At 64.0% G+C, this 25,077-nt stretch carries 21 protein-coding genes; 9 read left to right on the plus strand and 12 right to left on the minus strand.

Going from position 1 to position 25,077, the window contains the following annotated elements; all coding sequences use genetic code 11:
* Nucleotides 1-58 precede the first annotated feature (58 nt).
* Complete coding sequence (locus tag ACIQUF_RS20170) at nt 59-955, plus strand: DMT family transporter (RefSeq protein WP_403134700.1); 897 nt, start codon at nt 59-61, stop codon at nt 953-955.
* Here ACIQUF_RS20170 and ACIQUF_RS20175 read toward each other — a convergent pair.
* Together ACIQUF_RS20175 and ACIQUF_RS20180 are read right to left on the minus strand one after the other, a co-directional pair.
* Nucleotides 952-1,926 carry a 2-hydroxyacid dehydrogenase gene (locus ACIQUF_RS20175; protein WP_403134703.1) on the minus strand — a complete coding sequence of 325 codons (975 nt, stop codon included), beginning with the start codon at nt 1,924-1,926 and terminating at the stop codon, nt 952-954. The two genes, ACIQUF_RS20170 and ACIQUF_RS20175, sit on opposite strands and share 4 nt — an antisense overlap.
* 79 nt (nt 1,927-2,005) lie before the next feature.
* Complete coding sequence (locus tag ACIQUF_RS20180; RefSeq protein WP_400799821.1) at nt 2,006-2,953, minus strand: LysR family transcriptional regulator; 948 nt, start codon at nt 2,951-2,953, stop codon at nt 2,006-2,008.
* A gap of 180 nt (nt 2,954-3,133) precedes the next feature.
* Here ACIQUF_RS20180 and ACIQUF_RS20185 point away from each other — a divergent pair, with 180 nt between their 5' ends.
* The 4 genes from ACIQUF_RS20185 to ACIQUF_RS20200 are packed head-to-tail and all read left to right on the plus strand — an operon-like array spanning nt 3,134 to nt 7,901.
* Nucleotides 3,134-4,663, plus strand: coding sequence for an efflux transporter outer membrane subunit (locus ACIQUF_RS20185; RefSeq protein ID WP_403134706.1), 1,530 nt, complete (start codon nt 3,134-3,136; stop codon nt 4,661-4,663).
* Nucleotides 4,660-6,837 carry an FUSC family protein gene (locus ACIQUF_RS20190; RefSeq protein ID WP_403134709.1) on the plus strand — a complete coding sequence of 726 codons (2,178 nt, stop codon included), beginning with the start codon at nt 4,660-4,662 and terminating at the stop codon, nt 6,835-6,837. Before ACIQUF_RS20185 ends, ACIQUF_RS20190 begins: the two co-directional genes overlap by 4 nt.
* Nucleotides 6,827-7,027 carry a DUF1656 domain-containing protein gene (locus ACIQUF_RS20195; protein WP_008097766.1) on the plus strand — a complete coding sequence of 67 codons (201 nt, stop codon included), beginning with the start codon at nt 6,827-6,829 and terminating at the stop codon, nt 7,025-7,027. Before ACIQUF_RS20190 ends, ACIQUF_RS20195 begins: the two co-directional genes overlap by 11 nt.
* 10 nt (nt 7,028-7,037) lie before the next feature.
* On the plus strand, nt 7,038-7,901 hold the full coding sequence (locus ACIQUF_RS20200) for an efflux RND transporter periplasmic adaptor subunit (RefSeq protein ID WP_403134712.1): 864 nt from the start codon (nt 7,038-7,040) through the stop codon (nt 7,899-7,901).
* A 906-nt stretch (nt 7,902-8,807) separates the two neighbouring features.
* Here the strand turns inward: ACIQUF_RS20200 and ACIQUF_RS20205 are convergent.
* Entirely contained in the window at nt 8,808-9,257 is a 450-nt protein-coding gene (locus tag ACIQUF_RS20205) for a universal stress protein (protein WP_403134715.1), read from the minus strand.
* 155 nt (nt 9,258-9,412) lie between these two features.
* Here ACIQUF_RS20205 and ACIQUF_RS20210 point away from each other — a divergent pair, with 155 nt between their 5' ends.
* The 4 genes from ACIQUF_RS20210 (at nt 9,413) to ACIQUF_RS20225 (ending at nt 14,512) form a co-directional block, all read left to right on the plus strand.
* A complete protein-coding gene (locus ACIQUF_RS20210) occupies nt 9,413-10,318 on the plus strand; it encodes a LysR family transcriptional regulator (protein ID WP_400799836.1) in 906 nt (301 codons plus the stop codon).
* Nucleotides 10,319-10,433: 115 nt separating this feature from the next.
* Nucleotides 10,434-11,975 carry an MFS transporter gene (locus ACIQUF_RS20215; protein WP_403134718.1) on the plus strand — a complete coding sequence of 514 codons (1,542 nt, stop codon included), beginning with the start codon at nt 10,434-10,436 and terminating at the stop codon, nt 11,973-11,975.
* Nucleotides 11,976-12,002: 27 nt separating this feature from the next.
* Nucleotides 12,003-13,064 carry an HlyD family secretion protein gene (locus tag ACIQUF_RS20220; RefSeq protein WP_403134720.1) on the plus strand — a complete coding sequence of 354 codons (1,062 nt, stop codon included), beginning with the start codon at nt 12,003-12,005 and terminating at the stop codon, nt 13,062-13,064.
* Entirely contained in the window at nt 13,061-14,512 is a 1,452-nt protein-coding gene (locus ACIQUF_RS20225) for an efflux transporter outer membrane subunit (RefSeq protein WP_403134722.1), read from the plus strand. Before ACIQUF_RS20220 ends, ACIQUF_RS20225 begins: the two co-directional genes overlap by 4 nt.
* A gap of 4 nt (nt 14,513-14,516) precedes the next feature.
* Here the strand turns inward: ACIQUF_RS20225 and ACIQUF_RS20230 are convergent, their stop codons facing one another.
* The 9 genes from ACIQUF_RS20230 to algG all read right to left on the minus strand — a co-directional run bounded on the left by ACIQUF_RS20230 (nt 14,517) and on the right by algG (nt 25,063).
* On the minus strand, nt 14,517-15,341 hold the full coding sequence (locus ACIQUF_RS20230) for an SDR family oxidoreductase (protein WP_403134724.1): 825 nt from the start codon (nt 15,339-15,341) through the stop codon (nt 14,517-14,519).
* Between the two features lie 68 nt (nt 15,342-15,409).
* Nucleotides 15,410-15,874, minus strand: a complete 465-nt coding sequence (locus ACIQUF_RS20235) for a multidrug transporter (RefSeq protein WP_403134727.1) — start codon at nt 15,872-15,874, stop codon at nt 15,410-15,412.
* 96 nt (nt 15,875-15,970) lie between these two features.
* Complete coding sequence (locus ACIQUF_RS20240; protein ID WP_403135314.1) at nt 15,971-17,425, minus strand: mannose-1-phosphate guanylyltransferase/mannose-6-phosphate isomerase; 1,455 nt, start codon at nt 17,423-17,425, stop codon at nt 15,971-15,973.
* A 35-nt stretch (nt 17,426-17,460) separates the two neighbouring features.
* On the minus strand, nt 17,461-18,108 hold the full coding sequence (locus ACIQUF_RS20245) for an alginate O-acetyltransferase AlgF (protein WP_403134731.1): 648 nt from the start codon (nt 18,106-18,108) through the stop codon (nt 17,461-17,463).
* Between the two features lie 20 nt (nt 18,109-18,128).
* Nucleotides 18,129-19,286, minus strand: coding sequence for an alginate O-acetyltransferase (locus ACIQUF_RS20250; protein ID WP_403134734.1), 1,158 nt, complete (start codon nt 19,284-19,286; stop codon nt 18,129-18,131).
* 10 nt (nt 19,287-19,296) lie between these two features.
* Entirely contained in the window at nt 19,297-20,754 is a 1,458-nt protein-coding gene (locus ACIQUF_RS20255; protein ID WP_403134737.1) for an MBOAT family O-acyltransferase, read from the minus strand.
* Nucleotides 20,755-20,935: 181 nt separating this feature from the next.
* Nucleotides 20,936-22,039, minus strand: coding sequence for a mannuronate-specific alginate lyase (locus ACIQUF_RS20260; protein ID WP_403134738.1), 1,104 nt, complete (start codon nt 22,037-22,039; stop codon nt 20,936-20,938).
* 8 nt (nt 22,040-22,047) lie between these two features.
* On the minus strand, nt 22,048-23,490 hold the full coding sequence (locus tag ACIQUF_RS20265) for an alginate O-acetyltransferase (RefSeq protein WP_403134739.1): 1,443 nt from the start codon (nt 23,488-23,490) through the stop codon (nt 22,048-22,050).
* Between the two features lie 13 nt (nt 23,491-23,503).
* Nucleotides 23,504-25,063 (minus strand): mannuronan 5-epimerase AlgG, encoded by a 1,560-nt coding sequence (gene algG / locus ACIQUF_RS20270; protein ID WP_403134741.1) that lies wholly within the window; start codon nt 25,061-25,063, stop codon nt 23,504-23,506.
* Nucleotides 25,064-25,077: the final 14 nt, after the last annotated feature.

Consider the following 25,077-nt stretch of genomic DNA (forward strand, 5'->3'; position numbering starts at 1 on the left):
CAAGCAGAGTGGGGCGGGCAGGGCGAACACTGCAGGCTCGCTCCGAGGAATCCTTGCCATGAACCTGTCGCTCTACCTGCTCACCGTCCTGATCTGGGGCACCACCTGGATTGCCCTGAAACTACAGCTGGGCGTGGTCGCCATCCCGGTCTCGATCGTCTACCGCTTCGCCCTGGCCGGCCTGATCCTGTTCGCCATCCTCCTGCTCAGCCGCCGCCTGCAACCGATTAACCGGCGAGGCCACCTGATCTGCCTGGCCCAGGGGTTGTGCCTGTTCTGCGTCAACTTCATGTGCTTCCTCACCGCCAGCCAGTGGATTGCCAGTGGCCTGATCGCCGTGGTGTTTTCCACCGCGACGTTGTGGAATGCACTGAACGCTCGGGTGTTCTTCGGCCAGAGGATTGCCAGCAACGTGCTCGGTGGCGGCGCGCTCGGCCTGCTGGGGCTGGGGCTGCTGTTCTGGCCCGAGCTGTCGCACCATGCGGCCAGCCGTGAAACGCTCTTCGGCCTTGGCCTGGCGCTGCTGGGTACGCTGTGTTTCTCGGCGGGCAACATGCTTTCGAGCATGCAGCAGAAAGCCGGGCTCAAACCGATGACCACCAACGCGTGGGGCATGGCCTACGGCGCTACGATGTTGGGGCTGTATTGCCTGGTCAGCGGTATCCCGTTCGACATGGAGTGGAACACTCGTTACATCGGCTCGCTGATGTACCTGGTGATTCCGGGCTCGGTGATCGGCTTCACCGCCTACCTGACCCTGGTCGGGCGCATGGGGCCGGAGCGTGCGGCCTATTGCACGGTGCTGTTCCCATTGGTGGCGCTGAATGTATCGGCGTATGCCGAAGGCTATCAATGGACGGCCCCAGCGCTGCTGGGGCTCGTCGCGGTGATGGCGGGTAATGTGCTCGTATTTCGCAAGCCAAGGGTCAAGCCTGAGGTGATTCTGGCGCGTTAGCCCTTCCACACCTGCGGATTCACCAGGTCCTGCGGCCGCTCACCCAGCAGCGCCGCACGCAGGTTGTCGATCGCTCGGTTGGCCATAGCGTCGCGGGTTTCGGCGGTGGCCGAACCAATGTGCGGCAGGGTCAGCGCATTGGGCAGCTTGAACAGCGGCGAGTCGCTCAGCGGTTCCTTCTCGTACACATCCAGGCCGGCGCCGCGAATGGTGCCGTTCTGCAACGCGTCGATCAGCGCCGCCTCGTCGACAACCGGGCCACGGGCGATGTTGATCAGGAAGGCGCTCGGCTTCATAAGCTGCAGCTCGCGCGCGCCGATCAGCTTGCGCGTGGCATCGGACAGCGGTACCACGATGCAGACGAAATCGGCTTCGGCCAGCAGTTGCTCAAGGCTGCGGTACTGCGCGCCCAGTTCCTGTTCCAACGCCGTCTTGCGGCTGTTGCCGGCGTAGAGAATCGACATGTTGAAACCGAAGCGGCCACGGCGGGCGATGGCCGCGCCGATGTTGCCCAGGCCGACGATGCCCAGTGTCTTGCCGTGCACATCGCTGCCGAACTGCGCCGGGCCGACGGTGGCCTGCCACTGGCCCGCCTTGGTCCAGGCATCCAGCTCGGCGGTACGCCGCGCACAACCCATGATCAACGAGAAGCCAAGGTCGGCGGTGCTTTCGGTGAGCACGTCGGGGGTATTGGTCAGGGCGATGCCGCGCTCGTTGAAGTAGTCGACGTCATAGTTGTCGTAGCCGACCGACACGCTCGACACCACTTCAAGCTTTGCCGCTCCTTCAAGTTGTGCACGGCCCAGCTTGCGGCCAACGCCGATCAGCCCGTGGGCTTCAGGCAACGCTTCGTTGAACTGGGCACTGATGTCGCCGAGTTTCGGGTTCGGCACGATCACGTTGAAGTCTTGCTGCAGGCGCTCGGCCATGGCCGGGGTGATGCGGCTGAAGGCCAGGACGGTCTTTTTCATCGGGCAACTTCTCAGGGCAGTGGGTCGGTGGATTGCTTAGCAACCTACCATTGTCCACCGCCCCAATGCAGCTGGTTTTTCAGTTGGCGATCAGCAACTCATGGGTTTTCAGGTCCGCCTCATGGGCGGCGAGAATTTCCGGCAGCGAGTTGCGCAGGTACTCGACCCAGGTCTTGATCTTGGCATCCAGGTACTGGCGCGAGGGGTAGATCGCATACAGGTTCAGCTCCTGCAGGCGGTAGTCCGGCAGCACCCGCACCAGGCTGCCGTCGCGCAGGCCGTCGATGGCCGAGTAGATCGGCAGCACGCCCATGCCCATGCCGCTGCGGATCGCCGTCTTCATCGCGTCGGCCGAGTTGACCTGGAACGGCGAGCTGGTGATGTTGACCAGCTCCTGCCCCTCAGGGCCGTCGAACAGCCACTTTTCCAGCGGGATCACCGGGCTGACCATGCGCAGGCAGGCGTGCTGCAGCAGGTCGACGGGCTTGTGCGCGAAACCATGTTTGGCCACGTAGTCGGGCGAGGCGCAGACGATGCTGTAGGTGATGCCCAGGCGCTGTGACACGAAGCCTGAGTCCGGCAATTCGGTGGCCAGCACGATGGATACATCGTAGCCCTCGTCGAGCAGATCCGGCACGCGGTTGGCCATGGTCAGGTCGAAGGTCACGTCCGGGTGCGATTCGCGGTAACGGGCGATGGCATCGACCACGAAATGCTGGCCGACCCCGGTCATCGAATGCACCTTCAACTGCCCGGCAGGCCGGGCGTGGGCGTCGCTGGCCTCGGCTTCGGCCTCCTCGACGTAGGTGAGGATCTGTTCGCAGCGCATCAGGTAGCGCTTGCCGGCTTCGGTCAGGGCGATGCGCCGGGTGGTGCGGTTGAGCAGCCGGGTTTGCAGATGGGCTTCCAGGTTGGAGACCGCCCGCGACACGTTCGCGGTGGTCGTATCCAGTTGTGCCGCGGCGGCAGTGAAACTGCCGAGCTGGGCTACGCAACTGAAAGCACGCATGTTTTGCAGGGTGTCCATGGGTCACTCTCAAGGTAGAGGACGAAATTGTGTCACGAAGTTACTTAAAAGTGCCTTCGACCAAAGCCGGATTATCGCTGTTTCGGTAACAAAGATTCGCAGGAATCTGCGCTTATCGCCAGTGTGGCGGCCCCCTAGAATTGCTCGGCCCCTCCACCTCTTCCTCGGGAAATCGCAGCTGTGCCGCGTCGCATCATCAGAACGCTTCAAGCGTTCAGTGCCTGTGCCCTTAGCCTCACCTTGAGCGGTTGTATCGGAACCTGGGGTATTGCCCCGCAAAGCAAGACGCTGCCAGCCAATACCTTGACCACTGACGCGGCCATTCGTGATGCCGCCACCGACGCCCACTGGCCCGACCAGCAGTGGTGGCACGCCTATGGCGACCCGCAACTGGACCGCTGGCTTGCATTGGCCGTGGCCGGCAGCCCGAGCCTGGCCATGGCGGCGGCGCGGGTGCGCGAAGCCAAGGCCATGGCCGGCGTGATCGAGTCGGCAGAAAAGCTCCAGGCCAACGGCCAGGCGACTCTCAAGCGCCACAACTGGCCCGAAGACCAGTTCTACGGCCCCGGCGCGCTGTCGGGTGCCGACACCTGGGACAACAACGCCGTCATCGGCTTCAGCTATGCCCTTGACCTGTGGGGCCGCGAACGCAACGCCAGCGAACAGGCGGTGGACCAGGCGCACATGAGCGTGGCCGAAGCCCGTCAGGCGCAGTTGGAGCTGCAGAACAACGTGGTGCGCGCCTACATACAGCTGAGCCTGCACTTTGCCCAGCGCGATATCGTCAAGGCTGAGCTGGAACAGCAAGAACAGATCCTGGCCCTGGCCAAGCGCCGCCTCGATGGCGGCATCGGCACCCATTTCGAAGTCAGCCAGGCCGAAGCGCCGCTGCCCGAAACCCACCGCCAGCTCGACAGTCTCGACGAAGAAATCGCCCTGACCCGCAACCAGCTGGCGGCACTTGCCGGTAAAGGGCCAGGGGAGGGCGCGCAGCTCCAGCGTCCCAGCCTGACCCTGGCAGCCCCGCTGAAACTGCCGTCGGCACTGCCCGCCGAACTGGTCGGTCAGCGCCCCGACGTGGTCGCCAGCCGCTGGCAGGTGGCCGCTCAGGCGCGTGGCATCGACGTCGCCCACGCCGGCTTCTTCCCCAACGTCGACCTGGTCGGCAGCCTCGGCTTCATGGCCACGGGGGGCGGGCCGCTGGAATTCCTCACCGGACGCAAGTTCAACTACAACGTCGGCCCGGCCATCAGTCTGCCGATCTTTGACGGCGGCCGCCTGCGCTCGCAATTGGGTGTCGCCTCGGCGGGCTATGACGTCGCTGTAGCGCGCTACAACCAGACGGTGATCGGCGCGCTGAAGAACATTTCCGACCAGTTGATCCGCCGTGAGTCGATGAAGGAACAGTCGCACTTCGCCGCCGAATCGGTCGCCGCCGCACAGAAGACCTACGACATCGCCATGGTCGCCTTCCAGCGCGGGCTGACCGACTACCTCAACGTGCTCAACGCGCAGACCTTGCTGTTCCGCCAGCAACAAGTGCAGCAGCAGGTCCAGGCGGCGCGGCTGATGGCCCATGCCGAGCTGGTGACCGCGCTGGGCGGTGGCCTGCAGGCCGGCAAAGATGTACCGGCAGAAGAACGCCAGGCCGCACCGAAAACGCCGGCCACGCTGGCCGTCTTCGACCGTAACGCGGACCACGCCGAATGAGCACGTCAAGCCTGCCGCTGCGCTGGCTGAGCAGCCTGGAATGGCGCCGGGGCTTCTTTGCCTGGGCGCGCACCGATGGGGTGACCTGGGTCTACATCTTCAAGGTGCTGGCCGCCGCGTTCATCACCCTGTGGCTGGCCATGCGTCTGGAGCTGCCACAACCGCGCACGGCGATGATCACCGTATTCATCGTCATGCAGCCGCAAAGCGGCCATGTGTTCGCCAAGAGCTTCTACCGGGTGCTCGGCACGTTGGCCGGCTCGGCGATGATGGTCGCGCTGATCGCGATCTTCCCGCAGAACACCGAGCTGTTCCTGCCCAGCCTGGCGCTGTGGGTGGGCCTGTGCTCGGCGGGTGCCATGCGCTACCGCACCTTCCGCGCCTATGGTTTCGTGCTGGCCGGCTACACGGCGGCGATGATCGGCCTGCCGGTGCTGCAGCACCCTGACCAGGCATTCATGGCGGCTGTTTGGCGGGTGCTGGAGATTGCCCTGGGGATTCTCGTGTCGACCTTCGTCAGCGCCGCGATCCTGCCGCAGTCGGCCAGCGCCGCCATGCGCAACGCGTTGTACCAGCGCTTTGGTGTGTTCGCCGGGGTGGTGGTCGAAGCGTTGCGCGGTGACAGCCAGCGCGACCGTTTCGAAACCAGCAATGTGCGTTTTGTCGCCGAAGCGGTCGGCCTCGAAAGCCTGCGCAACGTCACCGCCTTCGAAGACCCGCACATGCGCAGGCGCTCTGGCCGCCTGGTGCGCATGAACAGCGAGTTCATGGCCATCACCACGCGCTTCAACGCCTTGCACCGCTTGCTCGAACGCTTGCGCGCGCGCGGCCCGCTGCAGATCGTCGGGGCCATCGAGCCGGGCTTGAATACCTTGGTCGAGCTGCTGCAACCCTATGTGGGTCGGGCCTTGACCGATGCCGATGCGCTGCGCTTGACGCTGGAGCTGGCGGCATACAAAGAGGGGCTGCAAGCTCAGGTCCGTGGCCTGCGTGCCGAGTACTTGCAAACCGAGCCCAGCGAGTCCGACCTGCTCGACTTTCACACAGCCTTCGAGCTGCTCTATCGCTTCGTCGACGAGATGTTCAGCTACGCCGAGACCCACGCCTCGCTGGCCGCGCACAAGCACGAGCGCGAGCAGTGGGACGAGCCTTACGTGGCCCAGACCAGCTGGCTGGTTTCGCTGGCCGCTGGCGTACGCGCCTCGGCGGTCTTGTTGCTGCTCGGCAGTTACTGGCTGCTCAGCGACTGGCCCAGCGGGGCGATGATGACCTTGATCGCGACGGTAACTGTGGGCCTCTCGGCAGCATCGCCCAACCCCAAGCGCATGTCGTTCCAGATGGCCTGCGGCACGGCGATCGGCGCGTTCATCGGCTTCTTCGAAACCTTCTTCGTGTTCCCCTGGATCGATGGTTTCCCGTTGCTGTGCATGGTGCTGGCGCCGGTGTTCGTGCTCGGCGCGTTCCTGTCTTCGCGGCCGGCCTATGCGGGTTACGGGATTGGCCTGCTGGTGTTCTTCGCCATCGGCTCGGTGCCCAACAATCTGACCGTCTACGACCCCTACACCTTCATCAACGACTACATCGGCATGGTCATCGGCATGTTCGTCTGCGCCGCGGCAGGCGCGATCATCCTGCCGCCGAACAGCCGCTGGCTGTGGAGCCGCCTGGAGCAGGAGCTGCGCGAACAGGTGCTGTTCGCCATCAGCGGGCGCCTGCGTGGCCTCGGCTCGGCCTTCGAAAGCCGCACCCGCGATCTGCTGCACCAGGCCTATGGCCTGGCCGCTGGCAAGCCGCAGGTGCAGAGCGCGTTGATGGGCTGGATGTTCACCGTGCTGGAAATCGGCCACGCGATCATCGAGCTGCGCAAGGAACAGGCCCGTGCGCCGATCCACCCGGCCTATGCCGAGTCGCAGCCCTGGCGCCAGGCGATCCGCGTCATGGGCAGAGCCCTCGCGCGGCTGTTTCTGCAGCCCAGCGCCAGCAACCACGAACGCGCGCTGGTGGCGGTGGACCACGCCATCAGCCGCGTGCAGGCCACTGACGAACCGTTCGCCCGGCACTTCGACACCTCGGTGCTGCGCCGCGCGCAAAGCTACCTGCACTTCATCCGTTCCTCCCTGCTCGACCCACAGTCGCCGCTGGCCCCGGCGAAAGGACTGCACCATGCCCCGTGAGATCGCCTTCCATGGCGTGTACATGCCCACCATGACCTTGATGTTCCTGTTCGCCCTGGGCCTGGCCTGGGGCCTGGACCGCTTCATCGCCAGCCATGATGGCTATCGCTTCTTCTGGCACCCGGCGCTGCTGCGCCTTTCCCTGTTCGTCTGCCTGTTCGGCGCCCTGGCGCTGTCGCTCTACTGGTGAGAAACCTTCGATGAAAAAGTTCTTCAGCCTGATCGCCACCTTGCTGGTGCTGACCGCTGCCGTGGTGATCGGCCGCCAGTTGTGGCTGCACTACATGACCACGCCGTGGACCCGCGATGGCCGCGTGCGCGCCGACATCATCAACGTCGCCGCCGACGTGCCGGGGTATGTGGTGGACGTACCGGTCAAGGATAACCAGCGGGTGAAGAAGGGCGACCTGCTGATCCAGATCGACCCCGAGCACTATCAATTGGCGGTCGACCAGGCCAAAGCGATGGTGGCTTCCCGCAAGGCGACCTGGGAGATGCGCAAGGTCAACGCCCGCCGCCGCGCCGACATGGACAACCTGGTGATCTCCAAGGAAAACCGCGACGACGCCAGCAACATCGCCAACTCCGCCTTGGCCGACTACCAGCAGGCCCAGGCCGAGTTGGCGGCGGCCGAGCTCAACCTCAAACGCACGCACATCGTCGCCACGGTCGATGGTTATGTGACCAACCTGAACATCCACAAGGGTGACTACGCGCGGACCGGTGAGGCGGTGATGGCGGTGGTCGATGAAAACTCGTTCTGGGTCTACGGCTTCTTCGAGGAAACCAAGCTGCCGCATGTGAAGGTCGGCGACCAGGCCGAGCTGCAGATGATGAGCGGCGAGCGCATCAAGGGCCATGTGGAAAGCATCGCCCGTGGCATCTACGACCGCGACAATCCGCAAAGCCGCGAGCTGATCGCCGATGTGAACCCGACCTTCAACTGGGTGCGTTTGGCGCAGCGGGTGCCGGTGCGGATTCATATCGATGAAGTGCCGGACGGGTTTTTATTGGCGGCGGGGACGACGTGTACGGTGGTGGTGAAGCCGAGTGAGGGGCTTTAGGAAATAGACTACGTACGGGTGGGAAAGGGATGGCATGAGGTACATGTGCCTCACGCTGCACAATGCTGGTTCCGCATTGCGCATCGCCCGCCCAGCGCCTGAGTGTTCGCTGTTAGTGATCCGGAAATGAAATGGCCCCGCGATGCGGGGCCATTGATACGTACCTAGCGTCTTCACCAGCATGACCATCGGACTTCTGGGAGAGGGCGGCCTAGGGCTGCACTGCGAATGCTAATACAGGACGGTCGATTTTGACAAACCCGGATTGGAGCCAATCGCTCGAACAGGCATTTTCAAAACCGCGCTTGGCTCGGTATGCAATCAACCCTCGCAAAACAAAGGCTGCTACTGCCTACGCCCACAATATGCTTTTGGGGCAGGCACTTTATCCCTGCTTGCATGTGCTGGAAATCAGTCTGCGTAATTCCATGCACCAAGCGTTGACGCTCAAATACGGAAGGGCGGACTGGTGGGAAGAGCTACTTCGTTTACTGCAGCGGACCGTTCCGAGATCGAGAAAGCTAAAAGCGCGATCAAGGCCAAGCGTCACGTGGTCACACCGGACAAAATCATTTCCGATCTAAGTTTCGGATTCTGGGTTTCCTTACTGAATACCCGCCATGAGCATAAGTTTTGGAAGGAATTACGGCTGGCGTTTCCTCGATGTCCGAAGCAAAGACGACAACGCAACGATATATCGAAGATTTTGAACCTGATTCGGGACCTTCGTAATCGCGCCGCACACCATGATGCCTTGCTTTGGCTGCAGCCTGACATTCGACAACGGCACATGCTCTGCCTTGAGGTCATCGGTTGGGTAAATCCCGATTTGAAACCTTGGCTTACGCAATACGACGGATTTCCTCAAGCTTGGTCCAATTGGATCGGCGGCACTGCATACACTCCTTAAACCGCAGCCCCTACCAACACCGGCACCTCTACCCGATCAATCACCTTCGCGCTGATCGACGGATCCAGCAACCGCCCCAGCCGCGACAAGTGCCGGTGGCCCATGATGATCAGCTCGCACTGCAGCTCCTGCGCCTTGCTGATGATGGCCTCGACCGGTTGCCCGGCGACCATGCAGCCCTGGCTGGTGAATCCGGCCTGCTGCAGGCTGTGAACGGCGTCGGCCACGGCGCGGTCACCCAAACGTTGCTCCTCGCATGCGGCGGGGTATTCCTCCAGTTCTTCAGGGGTGTAGGGCGCGGGTTTGTCGTGCACGGCAAAGGTCGAGTCGATGGCCAGCAGCACGTGCAGTTCGTGTTCATCGGGGCGGCAATAGCGGCGGGCGAGGGAGAGCAGGGCGGTCGAGGCAGGGGAGGCGTCGATGGCGATCAGGACGGGGCTGGGCATGCGGGATCCTTGCTGAAGCTAGCTGTTCGGTTGCATCACTTATGGCCCATCCCACCCTCAAGATAAATGCCCCACCACGCACGACCGCATTGCGTCTGGTGCAATCATCCGACCTGTTAATATCGCCATTCCCACAACCGCCACGGAAATCGGCCATGCAACTCCCGGACATGAACCTGCTCGTCGCCCTCGACGCGCTGCTCGACGAAGGCAGCGTGGTCGGCGCGGCGCAGCGCATGAACCTGAGCCCGGCGGCGATGAGTCGAACCCTGGGGCGCATCCGCGAGGCCCTCGGCGATCCGATCCTGGTGCGTGCCGGCCGGGGCCTGGTGCCGACGCCGCGGGCGCTGGCATTGCGCGAGCAGGTGCATGGGCTGGTGGAACAGGCCGGGCAAGTGTTTCGCAGCCGGGACGATGTCGACCTGGTCAACCTCGATCGGGCGTTCAACATCCGTACCAATGACCTGTTCATCGCCCTCTATGGTGCTCAGCTACTGCGCATGATGCTGGCCCAGGCGCCGCGGACCGTGTTGCGTTTCGTACCTGAGGGCAGCGGAGATGACGATGCGGTTCTGCGCAACGGACAGATCGACCTGATCATCAGTTCTTCGGTAGAGCTGGGCCCGGAAATCAAAGTGCAAAGCCTGTTCAACACTTACTTCGTTGGCCTGGCGCGCGAGGATCATCCGATCTTCAATGCCTCGATCACTCCCGAGCGCTTTGCCGCGTACCCACAGATCAGCGTGTCACGACGCGGCCGGGCCAATGGGCCGATCGATGTGGCGCTCGCCAACCACAAGGTCGAGCGGCGGGTGGCGCTGATCACCACGAGTTTCCATTCGGCGATGTTCTCGCTGCCGGACTCGGACCTGATCCTGCCCATACCGGCCAATATCCTCAACAGCGTGCAACGCTTGAAGTTGCCACTGCGTTCTTTCGAGATCCCGGTGCCGTTGGAAAAGGTCAACGTGATGCAGGCCTGGCACCCACGTTTCGACAATGACCCGGCGCATCGCTGGTTGCGCCAAACCCTCAAGGTATGCGGCAGTATCGACCCGTGAAATCAAACATGGATTGCGTCTGACGCAATATAAACCTGCCAACAAGTTGGTTTTCGTCAGCATTCGACCTTCTTAGACTTGCTCCAGCCCAAATTGTTGCTGGAGTTGTCTGTCCATGAGTTCCCTGTCCGCCCCTGCTGCCGCGATCGCCGCCGCCCCCGCGCCGGCCGCACCTGCGCAGACGGCGTTCGGCCTGCGGGTGGTGGTCGGTCTGTTCGGCGTGTTGCTGGCGGTGCTGTGCGCCGGCCTCAACGAGTCGGTGACGAAGATTTCCCTGGCGGATATCCGCGGCGCAATGGGCATCGGCGCCGACGAGGGCGCCTGGCTGCTGGCGGTGTACAGCGCCGCCTCGGTCTCGGCCATGGCCTTCGCGCCGTGGCTGGCCACCACCTTTTCGCTGCGCCGTTTCACCCTTTGCGCGGTCGGCTTGTTCGCCGTGCTCGGCCTCTTGCAGCCGTTCGCCCCCAACCTGCACAGCCTGATGCTGCTGCGCATTGTGCAAGGCTTCGCCTCCGGCGCCTTGCCGCCGATGCTGATGAGCGTGGCGCTGCGCTTTCTGCCACCGGGTATCAAGGTCTACGGTCTGGCGTGTTACGCCCTGACGGCGACCTTCGGGCCTAACCTGGGCACGCCGCTGGCGGGGTTGTGGACCGAATACGTGGGGTGGCAGTGGGCGTTCTGGCAGATCATCCTGCCGTCGGCCCTGGCCATGTTCTGCGTCGGCTGGGGCCTGCCGCAGGATCCGCTGCGCCTGGAGCGCTTCAAGCAGTTCGACTGGCGCGGCGTGCTGCTTGGCCTGCCGGCGATCAGCTGCATCGTCCTCGGCCTTTCGCTGGGTGACCGCTGGGGCTGGTTCGACTCTGCGCTGATCTGCTGGCTACTGGGCAGTGGCACACTGCTGTTGGTGCTGTTCATGTACAACGAGTGGTCCGAGCCGCTACCGTTTTTCCAGCTGCGCATGCTGTCGCGGCGCAACCTGAGTTTCGCCTTGGTCACCTTGGCCGGCGTGTTGATCGTGTTGTCGGGAGTCGCCAGCATTCCATCGGCGTACCTTGCGCAGATCCAGGGTTATCGCCCGGCACAAACCAGCCCGCTGATGATGCTGGTGGCCATGCCGCAGCTGATCGCACTGCCACTCACGGCCGCACTGTGCAACATCCGCGCGGTGGACTGCCGCTGGGTGCTGGCCACGGGGCTGGCGATGTTGGCGGTGTCGTGCGTCGGCAGCAGTCTGCTGACCAGCGAATGGATCCGTGGCGATTTCTACCCGTTCTACCTGCTGCAGGTATTTGGCCAGCCGATGGCCGTGTTGCCGCTGCTGATGCTGTCCACCAACGGCATGACCCCGCAGGAAGGCCCGTTCGCCTCCAGCTGGTTCAACACCGTCAAAGGCCTGGCCGCCGTTGTTGCCGGTGGCCTGCTGGACGCCCTCGGCACCCTGCGTCGGCATTTTCATTCCAACCACCTGGTGGACAGCCTGGGCAACGCCCCGCTGGTCGATGACAGCACGGCGGGCCTGGCCAAGCGCATCCACGACCAGGCGCTGGTGCTGACGTCGGCCGACCTGTACCTGGTCATGGCGTGCATCGCCGTGGCGCTGATCTGCCTGATTCCCTTCGTGCCTACCCGGGTCTATCCGCCGCGCGCGGTGGCCTGAACCCTGGATGATTTCGAGACACCTGACATGACCAACCCACGCAAAACCCTCTTGATCGGCGCGGTACTCGCTGTGGCCGTACTGGCCGGCATCGTCGGCCCCTGGATGCTCGGCAGTGACCACCGGCAAAGCACCAATGACGCCTATGTGATCGCCGACTACACCGTGGTCGCGCCCAAGGTCGCCGGCTTCATCAAGCAAGTGCTGGTCGAAGACAACCAGCAAGTGCAGGCCGGCCAGTTGCTGGCGACCATCGACCCCCGTGACTATCAGGCCGCGCTGGACGCTGCCCAGGCCCAATTACTGGTGGCCAAGGCGCAGAGCGCCGATGCCCGCGCCACCCTGGAGCGCCAGGCGGCGTTGATCGCTCAGGCCGAAGCGGCGGTGAAGGCGGCCCAGGCCGAGGCGTCGTTCGCCGACCATGAAGTCAACCGCTACAGCCGCCTTGCCGAGCAGGGCGCCGGCACCGTACAGAATGCCCAGCAGGCGCGCAGCCGGGTCGACCAGGCCCGCGCACGGCTGGCCAACACCCAGGCGGCGCTGGTCGCCACACGTAAGCAGGTGGACATTCTCAGCGCCCAGGTGGCCAGCGCCGATGGCCAGTTGAAGCGTGCCGAAGCGGGCCTGGAAAAGGCGCAACTGGATCTGTCGTATACCCGCATCACCGCGCCGGTAGACGGCATGGTCGGTGAGCGTGCGCTGCGCGTGGGGGCTTTCGTCAACCCGGGCGCGCGCCTGCTGTCGGTGGTGCCGTTGCAGCATGCCTACGTGGTCGGCAACTTCCAGGAGACCCAACTGACTCATGTGCAGCCGGGCCAGCCGGTCAGCATCAGCGTCGATACCTTTTCCGGCGAAACCCTCAAGGGCCATGTCGAAAGCATCGCGCCGGCCACCGGCGTGACCTTCGCCGCCGTCAAACCGGACAACGCCACCGGCAACTTCACCAAGGTGGTGCAACGCATCCCGGTGAAGATCGTCTTCGATGACGGCCAGCCGCTGCTCGCACGTCTGCGGGTGGGCATGTCGGTGGAAGCGACCATCGACACCCATGGCGACAAGCTCGCCGGCAGAGAGGTGAGTGCACGATGAAACCAGCATTGCGCTTGAGCCCCTTGCTGCTGGCCGCGGTCATGGCGGGCTGCACCCTGGGGCCGGACTTCCAGCGCCCCGACAGTCAGGCGCCGAAGCAATGGGCACCCCTGCAGGGCGAGGCAGCGGCCAGCCAGCCGCAGGCCGAACCGCTGGAGCTGCGCTGGTGGGAGACCTTCCACGATGCGCGCCTGAGCGCGCTGATCCAACAGGTGGCCGAACGCAACCTCGACCTGCAGATCGCCAGCGCCCGGTTGCTGCAAAGCCGCGCCTTGCGCAGCACGGTCGCAGCTGACGAAGCACCGTCAGTCGATGTGAACGCCGGTTACAGCCGCGCCCGCAACAGCGCCGAAGGCCTGAGCGACCCGTCCGGCAAGGCCGGCAAATCAGCATTTAACTTGTGGCAGGGCGACCTGGTCGCCGGTTGGGAGCTGGACCTCTGGGGGCGCGTGCGTCGCCAGGTGGAAGCCGCCGACGCGACGGTGGAAGTGGCCGAGAACGACCGGCGCGGGGTGCTGTTGGCATTGTTGTCGGAAACGGCCGGCAACTACATTCAGCTGCGCGCCGTGCAGCATACCCTCGACGTTACCCGCGACAACCTCAAGGTTGCCCAGCACAGCCTGAAGCTGTCCCAGGACCGCCAAGCCGAAGGGGTAGCGACCCGCCTCGACGTGGCCCAGGCCAGCGCCCAGGTCGCCTCGATCGAAGCGCGCCTGCCAAGCCTGGAAGCCCGCCGCGATGACCTGATCAACGCCCTCAGCCTGCTGGCGGCCGAGCCACCGCGCAGCCTGCAGGCGCAGTTGCTGGAGGGCGGCGAATTGCCTGCGCCGCAGCAGCAGTTCGCGATCGGCCTGCCGTCCGAACTGGCCGAGCGCCGGCCCGATATACGCCAGGCCGAGGCGCGCCTGCATGCGGCCACAGCAAGCATCGGTGTGGCCAAAGCGGACTTCTATCCGAGCATCCGCTTGTCTGGCAGCGTCGGCTTCCAGGCCATGCAACTGTCGGACTTCGGTGCCTGGGATGCCCGCCGTTTTGCCTTCGGCCCGCAGCTGTCGTTACCGATCTTCGAGGGTGGCCGGCTTAAGGGCACGCTTGAACTGCGTGAGGCGCAACAACAGGAAGCCGCGCTCAACTACCGCAAGGTGGTGCTCGGTGCCTGGCATGAGATCGACGATGTGCTGCGCCTGTACAACGCCAGCCAGCTGCGCCGTGATCATCTGGCCGAGGCGGTACGGCAGAACCGCATCGCCCTGGAGACCGCCCAGCGCCAGTACGTGGAAGGCGCGGTGGACTTTCTCAATGTGCTGACCGTGCAGGGCGCCCTGCTGGCCAGCGAAGAGCAGTGGATCGACAGTTCGGCGGCGGTGTCGCAGGCGCTGGTGGGGCTGTACAAGGCCCTCGGCGGTGGCTGGCAGGCGTTTGATGCACAGCCTTCGAAGAAGGTGTGAGGCATTAAAGCGGACGCAGCAGCCCGAAGCGTTTTCGCAGTACCCAGTTCAGTAACCGCCGTGGTAGGCAACGGGCAAGCAAGGGTAACGCGGTACTGCCATTGCCCAGCCGCACCAACATTGGCACAGGCGATTTGCGTGTAGCAGCCAGCAACCCTTGAGCGAACTCCGCTGCAGACGTTGGCCGGTCTTGCGAAGCGCGGGCGCGTGCCTGGATATGCTCGCGCAGCGGCCACCACGGCGACGTTTGCGCCACCACCTGGTCGGCCTGGCGTTGAGCATTGCTGGCGAATTGCGAGGCGATTGCTCCCGGCTGCACTTCCATCACCCGGACCCCGAACGGCGCCAATTCCAGGCGCAGGGCATCGCTCAGTGCCTGCACGGCGGCCTTGGACGCGCAGTAGGCGCCGGCGAATGGCGTGACCAGCACACCCGAAACACTGCCGATATTCACCACCAACCCACGCGCGCGGCGCAGCAGCGGGAACAGGGCGCGGGTTACGCCGACCACGGCGAACACGTTGGTTTCGAACTGTTGCCGCATGGCCTCCACACCACCGTCGAGCAACGGGCCCATGGCGCCGTAGCCGGCGTTGTTGATCAGGATATCCAGGCGACCCTGACGTGCTTCCAACTCTTCGGCAAGGCGCGCGAGGGCTTCGCTGTCGTTGACGTCCAGTTGCCGGGAAGTGAAGCCGGCGGCGGCCAGGTGTTCGACGTCTTCGGCTTTACGGGCGGTGGCCCAGACGTCGTGGCCGGCATCGCGGAAGGCTTCGGCCAGGGCGCGGCCGATGCCGCTGGAACAACCGGTGATGAGGACGGTGGGCATGTGAGAGGGCCTTGGGTTAGGGAGAGGTGTGTGAGCTGTGCCGGCCCTTTCGCGGGGCAGACTGTAGATCAATTGGCGAATGTACCCTGCAGATGCTCCGCACGAAACTCCAAAGTCTGCGGCCTGTACCCGGAACGCAGTGGCGGCAACGGCAGACAATCCTTCCACTCGGCCCCCGGCTGCAGTTCACCCGGCCCACGATAGCGCGGCGCGGTGTAGGTATTTTCGGCAAGGTTCACACTGTCGCCCGGCGCATAGGCGCCGACCCGCCAACGCAGTTCGGTCAGTGGCGCCTTGTTGCCGTTCTTCATGTGCACTTGCAGCGCTCGGTCGGCAGGGCATTGTTCGGGGGCGTAGGTCAGGCGCAGGTCCAGACGCGCCAGCTGCGAGGCTTCGCGGCTGTCTTGCCAGGCGACGAAGAGGGCGACCAATCCCAGACCGCAGACAGCGGCCAGCGAAATCGGCAGGGCCTTGCCTGGGTAGCGCAGCAGCAGTACCAGCCAGGTGAGGATGAGGAAGGCGCCGATGATCATGGGGTGTACAGACCTTGGTTGCGCAGGGTCTGACCATCGTAGCCGGAAATGGCGGAGGGCTCAAAAGCGGGGCCGCGATGCGGCCCCTGGATTCAACTACTGCGCGATGGTCTTCACCGACACACCACGCTCCACCGGCGTGGACGTGCGCCCATACACATCCTCGAAGCGCTCGATATCATCCTCGCCCAGGTAGCTCCCGGACTGCACTTCGATGATCTCCAGCGGGATCTTGCCTGGGTTGCGCAGGCGGTGGATCGAGGCGATCGGGATGTAGGTCGACTGGTTCTCGGTGAGCAGGAACACGTTTTCGTCACAGGTCACCTCGGCGGTGCCGGACACCACGATCCAGTGCTCGGCACGGTGGTGGTGCATCTGCAACGACAGGCTGGCGCCCGGCTTGACGGTGATGTGCTTGACCTGGAAGCGGCCGCCCATGTCCACCGAGTCGTATGAGCCCCACGGGCGATACACTTCCAGGTGGTTCTGGGTTTCGCTGCGGCCCTGCTCGTCGAGGGTCTTGACCATCTGTTTGACGCCCTGGACCTTGTCCTTGTGGGCGATCATCATCGCGTCCTTGGTTTCGACCACGACGATGTTTTCCAGGCCAATTACCGACACCAGTTTGCCGTTGCCGTGGATCATGCAGTTGCGGCTGTCCTGCACCACCACGTCGCCCTTGGTGACGTTGCCGTCGGCGTCCTTGTCGTGCACTTCCCACAGCGACGACCAGCAGCCCACGTCGCTCCAGCCGGCCGACATCGGCACCACGCAGGCGCGCTGGGTCTTTTCCATCACCGCGTAGTCGATGGAGTTGTCCGGGCAGCAGGCGAAGGTGGCTTCGTCGATGCTCAGCACATCGCCGTCTTCCTGGCTGCGCTCCAGGGCCAGCACGCAGGTGTCGTAGATGTCGGCGTCGTGTTTTTTCAGCTCTTCGAGGAAGCGGCTGGCGCGGAACAGGAACATGCCGCTGTTCCAGAAGTAGCCACCGGCGGCGACGAACTCGGCGGCGCGTTTCTCGTCGGGCTTCTCGACGAACTGCGCGACCCGCGCCACGCCTTCGGGCAGCAGGGCGTCCTGGCTGGAGCGGATGTAGCCGTAGCCGGTCTCAGGCTTGGTCGCCGGCACGCCGAACAACACCATCTCGCCACGCTCGGCAGCCACGGTGGCCAGGGCCAGGGCGCGTTGCAGGGCTTTCTGATCGTCGATCACGTGGTCGGCCGGCAGCACCAGCATCAGGTCATCACGGCCTTCGTTGACCAGCTTCATGGCAGCCATCGCCACCGCTGGCGCGGTGTTGCGGCCGAAGGGTTCCATCAGGATGCCCTGGGTTTCCAGTTTCAGCGCCGAGAGCTGCTCCTGGACGATGAACTTGTGGTCCTTGTTGCAGACCACGATCGGCGTGTCCATGCCTTCGAACACCAGGCGTTCGATGGTTTGCTGGAACAAGGTGTGCTCACCGGTCAGGGCCAGGAACTGTTTAGGGAACTGCTTGCGCGACAAAGGCCACAGACGCGAACCGCTACCACCAGAAAGAATTACCGGGATCATCATGTTTCTCCAATAGTCGTTATGAGGCAGGGGGATCAGTTGCTAGCCACGGGGCGAGTTACCCACACCGGCGACAAGTTGCTGCCGGAACCCGTTACGTACAGCACGGCAGCTTCGCCACGCTCCAGGGCGACCGGTTTCAGGTCGCTGACTTTCTTGTTGCCTTCGAACAAGGCCAGGTTGACCTTGACCGGATTGATCTCACGCTCGCCACGGCCCTTGGTGGCCACGGATGGCACCACTTCAGTCTTGCCGTCGGCAGTCTTCAGGGTCACGGCCTGGTCGCTGAGGTTCTGCACGCGCACCAGGGCTTTCTGCTTGTTCTTGAACGGCGGCTCTTCGATCAGCTGCGGGTTGCCGCTGCCGTTGTTGACCAGGGTGTAGTACTTGTCCGAGGCCAGCTTGACCGGGACGCTCTTGCCGCCCACCTGGGCGGTGTAGTCACCGCCTGGCAGGAAGCTGAAATCGCTGCTGGCTTGAGCGCCGACCTGCTTGATCTGGGTGTTGCCGACGCTGGCCGCAGCCGGAGCGCTGGCGGCGTTGAACAGGCGCACGAAGGTCGAGCCTTTCGGTGCGCTCGGGCCGTACAGCGCGGCGTCGGCGCCGGCGAAGGCCTGCATGGAAGCGAGAGACAGGCCGGCCGCGAGGGTGAGGGCTTTGGCAATGGAAGTCTTGGTAGTCATGTGCATTTCCTCTCTATCGATCAGTGATTCGTCCGGGTGGACGACAAGGCCAGGTTTTCTTCGGATTTACGGGAGTTTTTCAGCTGCGCGATCCACTGCGGATCGAAGCTGCTGAGGTCGTTTTTCATCGGCAGATAACGTTCGGGGAATTCCCACACCACCACCTGTGGCGCGGCGTTCTTGAAGGCATCGCTTTGCAGGTACTTGAGCATCGGCAGCAGCGGGCCGTGGCCGTCTTCGGCGTAGTTGGCGACGTCGCTGCGCAGGGCCTGCTGCAGGGCGCCGAGGAAGTTCCAGTGCGGATTGGCGCTGTAGCTGGTGCCCACCAGCGCCACCGGGATCTGGCTGTCGGCGAACAGCGCATCGCCGGCTTCGCCTTCGGCCTCGGCCGGGCGCGTGGTGCGTTGCTGCAGGTTGTCCGGGGTCGGCAACAGGTTGCTGAACAGCGGGTCGAGTGGCAGGAAGTTGGTCAGGTCGCCTTTGTACGGCGCGGTATTGCCGGCTTCGGTGATGAAGGTCTGCGGGTCGCCGTTGAGCAGGCTCTGGCGGCTGACCGCTTCAGCCAGGGCTTGCGCGGCGACTTCGGCGCCCATGGGCGTCCAGTGGGTGTCGGTGCGCAGGAACACCTGGCCGCGGGCCTTGGCCTGTTCCATCGGCGCCATCAGGTCCGGGGCGAACACGTTGGCCTGGCGGGCCTGGGCGTGGAACTGGTTGTACAGGTCGTCATGCAGGCTGGCGGGCAGCTCCTTGCCGACGTACTCCGAGTACACCCGCGCCTTGGCCGGGACGATTGCCAGCACCAGCTGGCTGCCGTGCTGCTGCAGGGTGTCGCGCACGCCACGGATCAACGCCAGGTTTTCCTGCATCAGCTGGTCGGCACCGGCGGTGGGCTTGAACTCTTCGTCGCTGAACAGCCACTGGTCACGGCCCAGCACCACGCCAGGGCGGCCTTCGTTGAACAGCTTGAAGTCCAGCGCGGCCCAGAGGTTGGTGCCCAGGCGCTTGATCGGGAACTCGGCGTCGTAGTGGGTCTCGGCGGCCTTGGCCAGCTTGCCGTTGAGCAGGGTCATCGGCTCGGTGCGCTGGAAACTTTGCAGGCCACCAGTGGACCAGGCGCCCATGCCGACCAGCAGGCCGATGAACGACAGCGAATAGGTGATGCGTAATGTCCGGGTCATGTCATCCACCTCAGAACTGGAAGTACAGGAACGGCGAGTAGCTCTGCGCCGAAAGCTTGAGGATCGAGGCGACGAACAGCAGCAGGATCAGGGCGCGGGTCATCACCCGGGTCCAGTCCAGGCCGATCGAGCCGTCGGCGTTGACCTGCACGGGGGTCGCCGTGGGCGTCGGCTTGGCATTGCGGTAGAAATCGCGCAGGCCGAAATACGCCAGGCTGAGGTAGGCGATGACCAGGGTGGCGACCTGCAGACCGGTGAGCTGGGAGCGGTTGAGCTCGGACAGCTGCCACTCGCCGAAGCTGAACATGGCGCCGTACATGCGGGCGGCGACGTGCAGGTTTTCGGCGCGGAAGATCACCCAGCCGACCACCACCAGCAGGAAGGTGAAGGCCCATTTGACCGGGTTGAAGCGCTGCGGATTGGTGTCCAGGCCCAGTGCCCGCTCGATCGCCAGCCACATGCCGTGCCAGGCGCCCCAGATGATGTAGGTGAAGTTGGCGCCGTGCCACAGCCCGCCCAGCAACATGGTCAGGAACAGGTTGCGGTAGGTGTTGAAGGTGCCTTTGCGGTTACCGCCCAGGGTGATGTACAGGTAGTCGCGCAGCCAGGTCGACAGGCTGATGTGCCAGCGCCGCCAGAACTCGGTGATCGATTGGCTGATGTACGGCTGCTTGAAGTTCTCCATGAAACGGAAGCCCATCATGAGACCTAAGCCGATGGCCATGTCGCTGTAGCCGCTGAAGTCGAAGTACAGCTGCGCGGTGTAGGCCAGGGCGCCGAGCCAGGCGTCTCCGGTGGTGGGGTTCTGCAGGGCGAAGCAATGGTCGGCGACCACCGCCAGGGTGTCGGCGATGAACACTTTCTTGATGAAGCCCTGCATGAAGCGGGTGCAGCCTTCGGAGAACTTGTCCAGGGTGTGGGTGCGGTTGTTGAACTGGTCGACCAGGTCCTTGAAGCGCAGCACGGGGCCGGCGATCAGGTGCGGGAAGATCGCCACGAACGCCGCGAAGTCGATCAGGTTGCGGGTGGCCGGGGTGTCGCCGCGGTACACGTCGATGATGTAGCTGATCGACTCGAAGATGTAGAACGAGATCCCGATCGGCAGCAGCACGTGGGTGAGGATGAACGGCTCCAGGCCGAACGAGCTGATGATCGCGTTGAGGCTGTCGACGCCGAAGTTGGCGTACTTGAAGTAGCCGAGGATCGCCAGGTCCACGCCCACGCCCAGCAGCAGCCAGCGCTGGGCCGGCTTGGTGCGCACGCCGGCGGCGCCGACTTTCAGGCCGATCCAGTAGTTCCACAGGGTGACGCCGGCGAACAGGGCGAGGAAGTCCACCCGCCACCAGGCGTAGAAGATGTAGCTGGCGACCAGCAGCAGCAGGTTGCGATAGCGTTGCCCGCTCAGGTAGTACAGGCCGAGGAATATCGGCAAGAACAGGAACAGGAACACGTTGGACGAGAAGACCATCCCGGTTCTCCTAAGTTGTTCACAGCATCCAGGGCAAAGCGCCCCCCAAACCCCCCACCCAAAGCGAGGGGTCACCGAGATCCTGTAGGAGCGGATTTATCCGCGATTGCGATCGCCATGGCAGCGGTTCTGGGCCTGCAGACGCCATCGCGGATGAATCCGCTCCTACAAGGGTTTTGCGTTACTTCTTCGAAGCCGCGCTCGGGTCGTAGACCCGGGTCACGTTGCCGCCCAGCCGGAAGCTGTCGAACGGCTGCATGTCATGCTTGCGCTGCAGCGTGTCGCCGACGCACTGGTACAGCGCGCACCAGGGTTCGAGCCAGGCGTACTTGCTGTCGACCTTGAGGTCTTTCATGTCCTGCTTTTCACCGGCGCGTTCGGCGAAGTGACGTGGGTCGCGGGCGCCGTACAGCACGCCTTCGCCCAGGCGCTGCAGGGCGAAGTTGTTTTCGCTGCGCAGGTCCACGTTGTTGGCCTTGGCGAAGCTGGCGATCATCGCCAGCGGCGGCAGGGCGTAGTTGTGGTAGGCCAGGGCGCGCTGCTTGCGCTTGACTTCGTTGGGCAAAAAGCCCTGCGCGTCGACCTGGTTGGCGCCGACCTTGTATTCCTTCACCGCCCAGTCGAACAGGTCGCGGCGGTCGGTGGCCACGGCGGTGGCCATCACCGACCAGGCCGCCCAATAGCTGTGGTTGTTGATCTTCGCCAGCGGCAGATTGCTCCAGTCGCGCACGGTCTGTTCGGCGAGGCGGCCGAACCACTTCTCGATCAGCTCGGCCTCGGCCTGGTGCGCGGCCAGTGGCTGCGAGTTGGAGAACTTCAAACGCAACCACGAACCGCTCATGCTGCCCAACGCCCATTTGCGCATGGACTTGCCGGTGTGGTTGTAGTTGGTCGACATCAGCGCATCGGCGCGGGCCCAGGTACCCAGCCAGGTCAGGGTGCAGTCGAGCTGCGCCGGGCGGCCGTCGCGCATGTACTGGTTGACCATCTTGGCCACGCCACGCTCAAGGCTGGTGATGTCCTTGGTGGAGTCGCGGAAGGCCTTTTCCGAATCCTCATTCAGGGTCGCTCGCGCCCTGTCCGAGCCTTCGTACTTGCTGCGGAACTGCAGTGCGCCGGTATACGGCTTGGGCGGCGCGTCGCAGCGGAAATTGCCGTCGCTGGTCTTGAGCTTTTCGATCCCCTCGTAATAACCCTGGGGCGGTACCAGCGCGGCATGCGCGGCACCCCCGAACAGGGCCAGAGCGAGCAGGGCGGGGCGGAAGAGTCGCTGGGTCTGGGTCATGGGTCGCCTCACTGGCCGGCTTGCGCGGTGTGCGCGGGCACGGCGAAGTTGTTGCGTTTGCAGAGCTTGGCCTCGACCTTCTGGGTGCCTTCCTCCGGCCCCTGGACCTCGAAGGCCAAGATGTTCTGGCTGGCCCAGTCTTCGTCTTCGCGCATCTGGAAGACGAAGCGGCCGTCGGTGTCGGAGGTGGTCGGTTTCTCCAACTTGATATCCTCGTGGCGGCCGTTGAGGTACCAGAGGGTCGCCTGCAGCACCTTCACCGAAGGGTCCTCGAACTTGACGTCCATCTGCAGGTTGCGGTTGATCAGGTCTTTGATCACGCCGCCCTTGCCGTTGACCATCAGCTCGTTCTTGCCGGGTTTGAGCGTGGTGCTGGCGCTCATCAGTGCCGGGCGGGCGTCACAGCCATCGTCGAGCAGGCCGAGGATCTGCCGCCAGATGGTTTCCTGGTCCAGGCGATACAGCGGCGAGAATTCCCAGATCAGAATTTTCGGCGGGTTGTTCTGGAACTCCTCGCTGCCCAGGTACTGGATCATCGAGCCTTCCAGGCCGCCGCCGGGGAAGGCGACGTTGAGCACGTCGGCGCCGATGTACTGTTCGAGGAAGCCCGAGAAGTTGTAGTTCTTGCCGCTGTGGCTGGTGCCGACCAGGGTGATCTGCGCGTTGCCGCTGTCGCCGAACAGGTCGTCGCCACCGCCGCTCGAGCCTTTCGGTTCGGTGGCGAACTGGTCCATGTACTGCACCGCGTAGCTGGTGTTGCACAGCTGGCCGGCGACATTGTGCAGGGTGCCGGTCTTGCCCATGCGCCCGGACTTCTGGGTTTCGAATTCCTTGCGCGGAATGCCTTCGAAGGCCGGCATCTTGTGCACGGTGTCGGCCACGATCTTGGCTGCGCGCTCGGCGCCGTAGGGCGTCCAGTGCTGGTCGCCGCGGAAGTAGAAATCCTTGCCCTGGTCGGCGGCGGCCAACTGCTCGTTGGTCAGCGGCGACAGGTCAGGCACGTTGTAGCCCATGCTGGCGAAGCGCTTGAGCATGGCCTGGTAGTTGCCCAGGGCCTTCTGGTAATCGAAGGCGGCTTTCTCGGCGGGCTTGAGCATGTTGCGGTTCACCAGGCCGCGGGTCGGCTGGTAGACCACGACCAATTCCACGCCGCGCTTTTTGAACGCGTCGTGCACCTGCTGCAGGCGCTTGTAGCCGGCCGGCGTGGTGTTGAATTCGGTGCGCAGGTCTTCGCGGGTACGGAACAGCCAGTCGCCCTGGGCCTGCACCAGCGTGGTGAAGTTCTGCTGGTAGCGCGTGGTGTAGCGGCTGGCGTCATGCGCCTCGGGGCACAGCTGGCAGCAAGGCTCGGCGGTGAAGGCCGGGGCCTTCACCTCATCGGCGCGCACGCCCTGGCTGATGGCCAGAAGGGCGGCGGACAGGCCCAGCAGTTTGATCAGGTGTGGAGTCATGGTCTGGGCTTCCTTAATCGATCATTTCGGTCTGGCGTTCGACCGGGTCGATCAGCACGGCCTTCTGCTGGCGCACCAGCAGGTCGAGGATTTCGTCCTGGCGCTCGCCGAGGATGCCGTTGAGGCTGATGCCGCTGGCTTTGCGCGGGGCGAGCATGGAGACCTTGTACAGCTCGACCGACAGCGGCGAGTCGATCGACAGCGGGCCGGTGCCGTTGGCCGCCAGTTCACCGCCGACTACGATCAGCGAAACCTTGGTGTCGAACGGATCGAGGTCGATGTCACGGTCGGTGTCGGAGAGGTCCTTGATGTGCCCGTACACGCCGACCAGGCCGTTGGCCATGGCGATGTTTTCGTACAGGCGGATGTTCACGCTGTTGCGCACGCGGATGCCGTGGCGGCGGTTGTTGATCAGCTTGTTGCCCCAGATCAGGTTGTCGCCGCTTTCGTACAAGGTGATGCCGTCGGTGTGGTTGCGGTAGATCTCGTTGTAGGCGATCAGGTTGTTGACGCTGTTGCGGTCGATCACCACGCCCGAGAGCTTGTTGTCGTAGCTCTTGTTGTTGATGATCCAGCTGTCGTTGACCTCACGCGAAACGATGATCCCGTGCTTCTTCTTGGTGCCGTACACCGTGTTTCCGGCGATGATCAGGCGGTGCGAACGGTCGTGCGGGTCGATGCCGTAGACGATGTTGTCGCGGTAGGTGCTGTCCTTGACCACGAAGTCCTGCGTCTCGTAGCAGTAGAAGCCGTACCACATGTCGCTGAATTCCGAGCCGATGATCCAGCCGGTGGGTTCCGGGCGGCCCATGCGCTTGGCCATGTTCGGCGTGTACTGCGAAATACTTACGCCGTACGACTTGGACTTGGCGTAGCCGAAGCTGGCCATCTTGGTGTTGACGATGTAGGTCTCGGTGCCGCCCCACGACAGCAGGAAGGGGCGGAATTCCTTGGGCGAGCGAAAGGTCGCCGGGCCGTTGTCCTTCTCGCGCCAGCCGGTGACCTGGGTGTCGCTGACGAACAGCTTGCCGTCGTTGACCAGGAACGCACCGCCTTCCTGGGACAGGCGCAGCTGCTTGACCTTGCCGTCGATCTCGAGGATGCCTTTCTGCCCGACCACGATCGGCAGGCGCGCCAGGTACACACCCGGCTCGACCTCACGCAGGTACTGGTTGGGCACTTTCTTGCTCAACTCCACCAGGTCGACATGGCCGTCATCGACGAAGATCGCCTGGGGAATGCCGTGCTGGCGCTGCACCCACTCGGCGGCCTTGTTGTCGCCGCCGATGAATTCCTTCAGCGACTCTTCCTGCAGCATGCGGCGCACGCTGACCTTGCCCTTGTGGCGGCGGTCGATCTTCTTCTGCACGGCTTCTGCGGTGTAGCCGCTGAGGTCGGGCAGCTTGGGCGGGTCCATGTGCAGCGGCTCGACCGGTGCGCTGGTCACGGTGTAGGTCTTGGCCTGCTGCAGTTCCTTGGCAACCACCGGTTGTTCGGCGGCGACGGCCAAGTGTGAGGCCAGCAGTAGTGCGCTGGCCAGGAGGCTGTGACGGATGTGCGGGTGAAGGTTCATAGCAGGTCCTCTCC

This window comes from Pseudomonas sp. NPDC090233 (genome assembly GCF_044772285.1).
In the GTDB taxonomy this organism is placed as follows: Bacteria; Pseudomonadota; Gammaproteobacteria; order Pseudomonadales; family Pseudomonadaceae; genus Aquipseudomonas.